9 protein-coding genes, 1 tRNA gene, 1 pseudogene and 1 riboswitch are annotated in these 10,130 nt (G+C 44.9%); of the genes and pseudogenes, 7 read left to right on the top strand and 4 right to left on the bottom strand.

The genetic code is table 11. The features are described 5' to 3' along the window. Positions 1 to 377: 377 nt before the first annotated feature. From EWV84_RS22405 to EWV84_RS22390, 4 genes are all read left to right on the top strand, one after another. Positions 378 to 980 carry a Uma2 family endonuclease gene (locus EWV84_RS22405; protein ID WP_287080173.1) on the top strand — a complete coding sequence of 201 codons (603 nt, stop codon included), beginning with the start codon at positions 378 to 380 and terminating at the stop codon, positions 978 to 980. Between the two features lie 187 nt (positions 981 to 1,167). After that, positions 1,168 to 1,302, top strand: a riboswitch (cyclic di-AMP (ydaO/yuaA leader). A 107-nt stretch (positions 1,303 to 1,409) separates the two neighbouring features. Then, positions 1,410 to 2,249, top strand: coding sequence for a nitrate ABC transporter permease (ntrB, locus tag EWV84_RS22400; protein WP_287080170.1), 840 nt, complete (start codon positions 1,410 to 1,412; stop codon positions 2,247 to 2,249). 4 nt (positions 2,250 to 2,253) lie between these two features. Beyond that, complete coding sequence (locus EWV84_RS22395; RefSeq protein WP_286826360.1) at positions 2,254 to 3,657, top strand: CmpA/NrtA family ABC transporter substrate-binding protein; 1,404 nt, start codon at positions 2,254 to 2,256, stop codon at positions 3,655 to 3,657. A 5-nt stretch (positions 3,658 to 3,662) separates the two neighbouring features. Next, positions 3,663 to 4,499, top strand: coding sequence for an ABC transporter ATP-binding protein (locus EWV84_RS22390; RefSeq protein ID WP_286826359.1), 837 nt, complete (start codon positions 3,663 to 3,665; stop codon positions 4,497 to 4,499). Positions 4,500 to 4,662: 163 nt separating this feature from the next. Here EWV84_RS22390 and murA read toward each other — a convergent pair whose 3' ends face one another. After that, a complete protein-coding gene (murA, locus tag EWV84_RS22385) occupies positions 4,663 to 5,976 on the bottom strand; it encodes a UDP-N-acetylglucosamine 1-carboxyvinyltransferase (RefSeq protein WP_287080166.1) in 1,314 nt (437 codons plus the stop codon). A 191-nt stretch (positions 5,977 to 6,167) separates the two neighbouring features. Here murA and EWV84_RS22380 point away from each other — a divergent pair. Both EWV84_RS22380 and EWV84_RS22375 read left to right on the top strand, forming a co-directional pair. Next, positions 6,168 to 6,251 (top strand) — tRNA-Leu (locus EWV84_RS22380). A gap of 91 nt (positions 6,252 to 6,342) precedes the next feature. Beyond that, complete coding sequence (locus tag EWV84_RS22375) at positions 6,343 to 7,131, top strand: TrmH family RNA methyltransferase (RefSeq protein ID WP_287080178.1); 789 nt, start codon at positions 6,343 to 6,345, stop codon at positions 7,129 to 7,131. Between the two features lie 20 nt (positions 7,132 to 7,151). Here the strand turns inward: EWV84_RS22375 and EWV84_RS22370 are convergent, their stop codons facing one another. The 3 genes from EWV84_RS22370 to EWV84_RS22360 all read right to left on the bottom strand — a co-directional run bounded on the left by EWV84_RS22370 (position 7,152) and on the right by EWV84_RS22360 (position 8,927). Next, positions 7,152 to 7,844: a TIGR02391 family protein gene (locus EWV84_RS22370; protein ID WP_287080175.1), complete on the bottom strand. Its 693-nt coding sequence runs from the start codon at positions 7,842 to 7,844 to the stop codon at positions 7,152 to 7,154. Between the two features lie 329 nt (positions 7,845 to 8,173). Continuing rightward, complete coding sequence (locus tag EWV84_RS22365; protein ID WP_287080163.1) at positions 8,174 to 8,359, bottom strand: hypothetical protein; 186 nt, start codon at positions 8,357 to 8,359, stop codon at positions 8,174 to 8,176. Beyond that, positions 8,352 to 8,927 carry an ATPase gene (locus tag EWV84_RS22360; protein ID WP_287080161.1) on the bottom strand — a complete coding sequence of 192 codons (576 nt, stop codon included), beginning with the start codon at positions 8,925 to 8,927 and terminating at the stop codon, positions 8,352 to 8,354. Before EWV84_RS22360 ends, EWV84_RS22365 begins: the two co-directional genes overlap by 8 nt. A gap of 130 nt (positions 8,928 to 9,057) precedes the next feature. On the opposite strand from EWV84_RS22360, the pseudogene EWV84_RS22355 reads away from it, so the two are divergent. Beyond that, positions 9,058 to 10,048 (top strand): annotated as a pseudogene (locus EWV84_RS22355) (IS30 family transposase). Positions 10,049 to 10,130 lie beyond the last annotated feature (82 nt).

Raw genomic sequence — 10,130 nt, 5'->3', positions numbered from 1 at the left:
TTCGAGGTTTTCTCTTTGTTCCCCTGTTAGATTGACTTTATCTCGCCGACCTCTTCCCATTAAAATGTCCTCTGCTTGTTCGAGCTATTGCCCTATTTTAGCTGAAACAGTCCACTAGTGAGAAATACCAACCGTGATTCATTATCTTTCTCTGGTGTTAATTTTACGTCGATATGCTACACATTCCCCCCCCCCACAACTGTATCCTAAGCTACATTTTTATAAATCTTTACATTCCTCGCCGTCAGGCTTCTTTAGCAAGGTTAAGAGCGATCGCATTCTATCTCTAGTAGTCAACAATGCCGATGACAAGAGCTAAGTTAAGATTGAGGGGCATTCAGTTGTTAACTCATGTAATTCTTGAGTAGGGCGAAAATATGACGACACTACTTGTACAAGCGACCTCGGCTCCTCTGATGATTGATCTTCCTTGGATTATGCCGATGACGGAGGAGCAGTTTTATCAATTTTGTTTAGCCAATCGAGATTTACGCATTGAACGCAGTGCCAGTGGAGAAGTGATCGTTATGCCTGCTGCTTTTTCAGATACGGGTAATCGCAATCTTAATATAGCCGCTCAACTTTGGAACTGGTCAGAACTAGATGGGACAGGGCTTGGGTTTGATTCTAGTGCGGGTTTTACGCTGCCCAATGGTGCGACTCGTTCACCCGATGCTGCTTGGATTAAATTAGAACGCTGGAATGCTTTAACAGAAAAACAAAAAGCCTCTTTTGCCCCCATCTGTCCCGATTTTGTCATTGAATTAGGTTCTGCTAGTGATACAGTATCCAGTTTGCAGAAAAAGATGGAGGAATATATTGCCAATGGTACTTTATTGGGTTGGTTAATCGATCGCCAAAATCGCCAAGTCTATATTTATCGCCCCCATCGAGAACCGGAGATTTTAAATACTCCTGAAACCATTAGTGGTGATCCAGAATTGCCGGGGTTTGAGTTAGTAATGGCTAAGATTTGGTGAATGCGATCGCTTCGGACTCCCGTTATGAATTATGAATTGGGAAGTGAGGAAGTGGGAAGTGGGAAGTAGGAAGTGGGTTTTTAAAGTTGGATTGGGAGTTAATCATACTGTTAAAAAAGGATTTAGTATCAGAGGCGACCGGGATTTTCCCACAACTCGATCGAATGTGCTATCATTTTGAGCAAGTAGAGTAAGTCAGCCTAATTCAACGACGGTGTGTTGAAGCGGAGGAACCGAATTTGGGGCGCATTTCAGTCAATGAAAAGGACATCTCTCAGTCCTAGCCCGTCAGCTAACTTCGTCGGCATTGGGGGAAGACTGAAGGGAAACAGAATAGGAGATATTCCTGCAAATATTCTGACTCTTTCAGGATTCTTGGTTGGTACTGCTCATTATCTGTACCTCGATCCTCATATAAGGGTAAATAACATGAATATTGCGGCTATTTTAGTCGCTGCGCGTGCCACAGGCAGGCAAGCGAAAGCTTGGCTGTTCAAGGATGTGGTACTGTATCCGGCGATGGGTTTTATCGGTCTGATTACCCTCTGGTGGATAATTGCGACTTTCCGAAGTGAATTGATGCCCAATCCTTGGCAGGCCTTGACTAGCAATCTCGATTATATTCTCCATCCCTTCTATCGTCGCGGTCCGGGCAATCTCGGCATTGGTTGGCTATTACTAGCCAGTTTGCGACGCGTCTTAATTGGTTTTCTGTTGGGAGCATTAGTGGCTATTCCGGTCGGGTTTCTCATCGGGCTATCCCGGCCGGCTATGCTCATCCTCAATCCGATCATTCAAATTCTACGCCCCGTTTCTCCCCTAGCTTGGCTACCCATCTCTCTAGCCATGTTTGGAGTCGCGGAACCCTCGGCCATTTTTGTTATTTTTATCACCTCCCTCTGGTCAACCATGATTAATACAGCCCTAGGAGTCGGTAGTGTACCCAAAGACTATATCGATGTGGCCAGAGTCATAGAAATGCCCAAATATCGCCAGATTTTTAAAATTATCCTCCCCGCTAGTTTGCCTTACATTTTTACGGGATTGCGCTTAAGTTTAGGAATTGCTTGGTTAGTCATCGTAGCCGTGGAAATGTTAACCGGAGGTGTGGGAATCGGGTTTTTTCTTTGGGATGAGTGGAATCGCTTAAACCTTAGTTCCGTCTTTCTGGCGGTGATTGTCATTGGCGTTACCGGTTTAATCCTCGATTACCTAATTAGCCGTTTACAAGTCCTTGTCACCCATCGTCCCGCTAAACCGGGCAGTTAATACCATGATTCCCCCCATATCTAGACGTACCTTCCTTCAAGGATTGGGGACGACCCTGGTTACTGGTAGCCTGACTGCCTGTACTATCAATGCCAGTCGCAACCCGACGGGATTAACCGAGGCAGCCCTGGCCGTAACCCCGATTATCGATCCGAAAACCCTAGAAAAACCTAACCTCACCGTGGGATATGTCCCCGTCAATGATTGCGCCCCCTTCGCGGTTGCCTGGGAAAAAGGCTTTTTTCGCAAGTATGGACTGAATGTCACCCTCAGTCGGGAAGCAAGTTGGGCGAATTCCCGTGATGGGATTATCTTCGGACGCTTGGACGCTTCTCCCGTGGTCTCCGGGGCGATTACCAATGCGAGGACGGGGGCAGAAGGGGCGCGGGTTGCCCCTCTGTGTGGGGCGATGACTATTCATCGACACGGCAACGCTATGACCATGAACCGGCCGATGTGGGATTTTGGCCTTCGACCTTGGCGAGAGTATAATGGCGATCTTCAGCAAGCGGGCAAGCAACTGCACGCCTATTTCCAGAGTATCCCCCCAGAAGAGCGCATCTGGGCAGCAGTCTTGAGTTCCTCCATCTATGAATACTTCCTGCGTTATCTGACGGCATCGATGGGCATTAATCCCATTGAGGAATTTCGTCTTTTGATTATTCCGCCACCGCAGATGGTCAACAATATGCGTATTGGCACAATGCAAGCTTATATGGTGGCCGAACCCTGGAACACTAGGGCGATTACTGGTCACGAAGGGGTCGGTTTTACCTTTGCCCAAGGACGGGAAATCTGGCAAGGACACCCCGATCGCATTCTAGCGGTGATGGAGTCTTTTATCGAAGAAAACCCGAAAACCTATCGCTCTTTAGTCAAAGCGATGATTGAAGCTTGTCAGTATTGCGATCGACCTGAAAATCGAGAGGAAGTAGCGACGATCATTTCCGGGCGCTCGTTTACAGGGGCAAAACCACAATTGACCCGCCCCGGCATTGTTGGCGATTACAACTATGGCGGTTTCGATGATCGAAAACGTCTGGTTAAGGACATAGCCACGACAATTTTTTTCGCCATGCCCGAGGATATTGCCAAAGCCGATCACGATCATTCTACCTTTCTCTGGCAATCCGAAAGTCTTTGGTTAATCACCCAAGCCGCTCGCTGGGGACAGATTGCTGAAATACCCAAAAATGCCGAAGAAATAGCCAAAAAAGCTTGGAGAACCGATTTATACCGTCAAATCGCCGACGATATGGGTATTATTTGTCCCAGCGAGGATTATTACGTCGTACCAGCAAGGTCTTTTATTGATCAAAAAGCTTTTGATCCTAGCGATCTCGTTGGTTATCTCAATAGTTTTGAAATTCGCGCCAATTTACCTCAATTCTTTTATTTGCAGGGATAATTATTATGGCTCAATTCTCCTCTGTTCCTAACTCGATCTCAGGTTCCTTTTCTGGGGAGGAATTTTTAGAAATTAAAAATATCGTTAAAGCTTACCCTAAAGCTGATGGCAGTAATTTTGTCGTTCTCGATGGGGTCAATCTGACTATTGGTTCCCAAGAATACATTTCGGTGATCGGTCATTCTGGTTGTGGCAAATCGACGCTTTTAAAAATTATCGCTGGTTTAGAACAAGCCTCCTCGGGACAGGTCACTTTAGAAGGAAAGTTAATTCGTCAACCGGGGGCCGACCGCATGATGGTTTTTCAACATTATTCTCTTTTGCCCTGGTTGACAGTGCGAGAAAATATTCGTTTGGCGGTGGATGAAGTTCTTAAAAGTGCTAGTAAAGTTGAAAAAAATAGCCTTGTTAATGAACATTTGGCTATGGTGCATTTAACGGCCGCTGCTGATAAATATCCCGAAGAAATCTCCGGCGGAATGAAGCAGCGGGTGGGCATCGCTCGCGCTTTGGTAACTCGACCGAAAATGCTATTGATGGATGAACCTTTTGGGGCTTTAGATGCTTTAACTAAGCGAAAATTACAACAGGAAGTTCTCAAAATTTGGGAGAGTCACCGGCAAGCGGTGATCATGATTACCCATGATGTAGATGAGGCAATTTTTATGTCCGATCGCATTGTTTTAATGACCAATGGGCCTCATGCTAATATCGGTGAGATTTTAACAGTCCCTTTTCCCCATCCCCGGGATCGTCACGCCATGCGAGAAACTCAAGAATATTATGATTTGAGAAATCATGCTCTCGATTTTCTAGAGCGTTATTTTACAGCGGATGAATAGGTGGTGAAAAAAGTGAGATTAACCTAGAGTCGCAACTCTGAAATCAGGAGAAACTAGGTTAATTTTTTATCTCCTCAACTAGATTGAATATAACGCTGTTCTATATTGTTGCCCACGGGAAATCCACTCAACACCGATAGAACAGCGATAACTAATCATCCTATTAAGATTGGCTCAAGGTAGCCAATTCTGAGGCTAAAGGATCAACCCGGCGTAAATTTGCCCCTAATGCTCTTAATTTACCCTCTAAATTATCGTAACCTCGATCGAGGTGATGGAGTCCCTGCACAATAGTAGTCCCCCGGGCTGCCAATCCCGCTACCACCAAAGCTGCCGAAGCGCGTAGATCCGTGGCCATCACCGGCGCCCCAGATAGGAAAGGCACACCGCGCACTAAAGCCACATTTCCTTTGACCTTGATATCTGCTCCCAGACGCTTTAATTCGGCCACATGACGCAGACGGTTTTCAAAAACCGTTTCATTAACCACACTACTGCCCTCGGCTAAAGTTAATAGAGCCATAAATTGGGCCTGCATATCCGTGGGAAAACCGGGATAGGGCAGGGTTTCGATATCGGTGGCTTTTAAGTCCTTAGGGATAATCCGCAGACGATTAGGACCATCTTCCACCACTTCCGGACCGATTTCGTGCAGTTTGGCAATTACCGAAGCTAAATGGCACGGAATCACGGGATAAAGACTTATTTCTGAGCGGGTAATCGCCCCGGCTATCAGTAAAGTTCCGGCTTCAATGCGATCGGGAATGATACTGTAATCGGTACTGTGCAGACGGGAAACTCCCTCAATGACAATTGTATTGGTCCCAGCACCGCGAATTTTTGCACCCATGGAAACACAAAAATCGGCTAAATCAATCACCTCCGGCTCTTGGGCCGCATTACCGAGAATGGTTTCCCCTTCCGCTAAAGTCGCCGCCATCATTAGGGTTTCCGTCGCTCCCACACTGGGATAATCCAGATAAATATTCGCCCCTTTCAGACGACCATTACCTTTAACGCGGGCGTGTACCATGCCACGATCAATTAATACATCTGCACCCATTGACTGGAGACCCCTAACGTGCAGATCCACCGGTCTGGCCCCAATGGCGCAGCCGCCGGGGAGGGGAACTTTTGCTTCTCCTAAACGGGCTAAAATCGGTCCGATGGCGAAAAAACTGGCCCGCAACTGGGAGACGAGATCGTAGGGTGCTTGAGCTTGTTTGAGGTCTCTGCCATCAATCTCTAGTCTATCTCTGGTGCGACGGACTTGCACGCCCAAGGCCGAGAGAATTTGACTCATCCGCTCGATATCGGCCAGGGCAGGTACATTACTAATCTGGCACTGGTCGGAGCAGAGTAAAGCCCCCGCCATAATGACTAGAGCGGCATTTTTGGCACCACTGATCTTGACTTCACCCTTGAGAGAGTGACGACCTTGAATTTCTAAATAGGGATGCTCGGTATCGATGGTCATAGGATCATTCATTTATCTTGGTTGGCAGTCTTGGCTAAGGATAGCTTCGGCAAAATGACACTGCATTTTATCAGATTTTTGAGGAAATTATTGGTGATTCTACCCCGAAAAGCGATTTTCGTCTTAATTATCTGAACCATCTTGACTTATGGATTGTCCGATAGTATAATAGAAGATTGTGAAAGAAAAATGCGGAACTGGCGGAATTGGTAGACGCGCTAGATTCAGGTTCTAGTGTCTGCAAAGACTTTCGGGTTCAAGTCCCGAGTTCCGCATTATCTCCCTCAAGACGTGGTTGTTTAGGGTAGGCCTAGCGGGGTGAAAAATCCTATTGGCTATAGTCTTGATCGCTCTCCTGTAACGGCTATGATTAGCAGTGTTCAAAACCCTTTAATCAAGCAAATTCGCAAGCTACACCGCACTAGAGAGCGACAGGAGCAGAATTTGTCCTTAATTGAGGGAACGCACTTACTAGAGACAGCTTTAGCGGTGAATTGTTCCCTAGAGACAGTTTTTTATACTGAAAAGTGGCGGCAAAGACAGGGAGAATTAGCGCAGAAGCTTCAAAATCAAGCCAAACGAGTCGAGATAGTTTCCCCGGAAGTCCTCGCTTCCCTTGCAACAACGGTTAATCCCGATGGTGTTATTGCCACTATTTCCCGTCATCACCTTCATCCAGTCCCCCAAAATCCACTACAATTGGGCTTAGTTTTGGAAAGATTGCAGGACCCGGGCAATCTCGGCACTATTATTCGCACTGCCGTGGCTACGGAAGTACAGGGTATCTGGTTAAGTCTCGATAGCGTCGAAATCGATAATCCCAAAGTGATCCGCAGTTCCGCCGGGGAATGGTTTCGATCGCCCCTGGTGGTAGAATCGGATTTATCGGCTTTAGTGAAAAAATATCAAGCAGAGGGGGTAAAAGCGATCGCAACTTTACCCACAGCCACTAAAAACCATTGGGAGATTGATTTTACCCGTCCGACTTTAATATTATTAGGCAATGAAGGAGCCGGTTTATCGCCCCAATTAGCGACTTTAGCTGATGAAACGGTGAAAATTCCCCTCTTTGGTGGTGTGGAATCTTTAAATGTTGCGATCGCTACTGCTGTCATCCTCTACGAAGCTAGAAGACAATTATCGGTAAATAGTTAAACCAGACAAGAATTAGAGATTTATGTATTCTCGTTTTCTGTCTCCCAATCTAAATCATCTAGCATCTTCAACAATAAATCGATGAATAGGATAATTGCCCCACCCTCCTCTGGTTTAGGATCGATGAATCGATGAGCGTAACGATTACGAAAAAGCTTCATTGTACCCGAATATAAATCACGGTATGCCTCTAATTCTTCTGATGGAAGCTTATCTTTTTGTAGAGATTTATTGCTTCCAAAAATTAGGTTAACAATACCATTACCCGTGGCTTTTTGATTAATATTATCTATATTTCCCAGTTTCCTCATGCGGTCTTCTAAAACCACTGTCGCATTGCGAATCCCAGTATCCCACGCTTTTGGATTATCTCCACCCGCACTCACAGAAAAACGGACTCTCTCCCATAGTTCGGAGTCTAAATGTTCAACTTCAGTCAAGGGAATTAGATGAGGAATAGCCGAGCGATCGGGTTCAGCAAAGTTAGAATCAACCGCTTCATAAGCTTTTCCTGTTAGAGCGCCCTTGTATTGATTTGAGTCTTTTTTTTGCCCCTTAATATAACGATATTCTTCTAATATATCGAGCGTTGCGAATGTGACAGGAGGACAGCTATCAGAACCCTTGTAACCAACCCAACCATAATCTGTAAGATTCCTAATGTACCAAATACTGTCCTCTTTAAGATTACCAGCCCGTACTTGTTCAACTATCTATCGCAAAAGGTCTTTTTGTTTTTCTGTTAAACTCATATTTACGCCTCGAAAGCTCAACAACAGTACCATTATACCATATACTTTTGATTTTCTGTTCCCCAGTTTTCGAGTAACGGGAATTTGCTAAAATCGACCTTTATATAAATCCCTCGGATAGGTGAAACTGTTTCTATGAATAGTGCAATTTGAGACAGTCAACCAATTTTTTAAGTAGGGAGGCACAATTATTTGTAGGATGGGTTAGCGGTAGCGTAACATAATCGGGCGTTGGGTTTCATGCTTCAACCCAACCTACGTTCATCTTATATTTAATTCCACCCACCCACTTACACTTCCGTTTTTTTGGCAGATTTTGGCGGAATTTGCTCGGCTGTTAGGGTGACAATTTGGCCATCTTTGAAAATGCTGATAGATTCTCCTAAGAGGCGGTGTCTCTCAATTGCTTCTGCGATTGCGACTCTAACACCTGTATCGATTTTCTGATGCAGTTCCGTTAAGGTGGGTTCAGTCATTTTGGTTTCTGGTAATGATTCGGAAGGTGTCTGGGTTATAAATAATAGGAGGTTGATTAAATCCTGATGCGGCAACTAAGTGTGGCTCATCCCCAGAATTATCATAGATAACCCAAGTATCGCACAAAGGTAAATACAACTGCATGAGGTTAATACGCCCCCGCTCATAACGACGACGAACCACATCTTCAGGAATATTATGACCGCCACTGGCTACTCTTCTGTGAACTCTCTCTAAAGCTAATTCTGGACTTTGTAGCCAAAAATAAATAAGATTGAGCCTATAGCCAGAACTTTGACAGTCTCTCAAAAAACGGTCAAAATATCGGGCTGCCAGGGTGCTTTCAAAAGCAAAATCTATTCCTTGGCACTTCAGTGTCACCAGCCTTTCTAACATCAAGCGTCCTGCTTGGATAGCAACCGACTCAGGATTAAAAGGTGAGAGTCCGGCGGCAATTTCATCGGCGTTAACGTACTCGATAACGCCTAAAAAGTTGGGTAAAAGTTTTTTAGCGACGGTGGTTTTCCCGGAACCATTGGGGCCACCAATTAGATAAACATCAGACATGAGGGAAAAGCTCGTCCTCCAGATTATTTTGACGCCAATTCAAAAATGAAACGCATCAACCTCAAGAGTTGACATAAAAAGGCTCATCAGGTACTGTCTGATCATTAACAACAACAAATCAGACCCAAAAATGAGCCGCCCACATCTTAACATAGAACAAAGAAACTTGCTCTACCAACTTAGTCAAGAGGGAAATTTATCTCAACGGCAAATGGCCGTCTGGCTCGGATGTTATCAAAGCACAATATCACGGGAATTAAAAAGGAATCAAAGTTCTCTTGGCTGCTATCTACCTGACACAGCACAAGCTCAAAGCGAGACGCGGCGAAAAAATGCCAAACAACCCTTTAAAAATGTCAGCAAGGCTACCTTAGAGTTGGTGAAAAAAGGATTAAAAGATTATCATAGTCCCGAACAAATAGCGGGTCGTCTGAAAAGAGCCAGTCAAGAATCTCTCAGTCACGAAACTATCTATCAAATGATCTATCAGAACTATCGAGACTGTGGAAAGTATCAAGAATACCTACGCGGCCAGACGAGGAAAAAGAAAGAGTCGAAGTGGAGGAAAAAGTAAGCGTGGAGGGATGACCGGGCGTGTAGATATCTGCGAACGACCAGCAATTGCTGACCAGAAAACCGAAATCGGTCATTGGGAAAGTGACACAATGATTGGAGGAAATCATCTAGGAGTTCTCGTTACTCATGTGGACAAAGCCTCGAAATTTTTAGTAGCAGGATTAGCCAAAAACAAAACCGCATCGGAAATCAACCCTTGTCACCGAAAAACTTTTCCAAGAGATTCCCCCTAACAAAAGAAAAACCTTTACTTGTGACAAGATCAAAGAATTTTGTGGACATCAAGAGTCTCGTGAAGAAACTAGGAGCATATTTTTATGAGTGCTACTCCTGATCATTCTTGGGAGAGGGGATTAAACGAGCATACCAAGGGACTGTTAAGACAATTCTTTCCCAAGGGAACGAATTTGAAAATTGTTAAGCCAGAGGAGGTAGAAAGAGCCGTAAACTTAATTAACAATCGTCCTCGAAAATGCCTTGACTATCGTACACCGAATGAGGTATTCTGTGAAGGTAGATCAGACAGTGATGCAATCCAGACTTGAATTGCCCCCTGAAAAATCCTGTATTTTTTAACAAGTCAGACTAAATCTTTCCAGGAGGAGTTTAAAAAGTTCCTTGGCATAA

This window comes from Microcystis sp. M_QC_C_20170808_M3Col (assembly GCF_007095505.1).
Taxonomy (GTDB): domain Bacteria; phylum Cyanobacteriota; class Cyanobacteriia; order Cyanobacteriales; family Microcystaceae; genus Microcystis.
The sequence above is the reverse complement of the archived record's forward strand: the minus strand, read 5'-3'. Positions and strand labels throughout refer to the sequence as shown.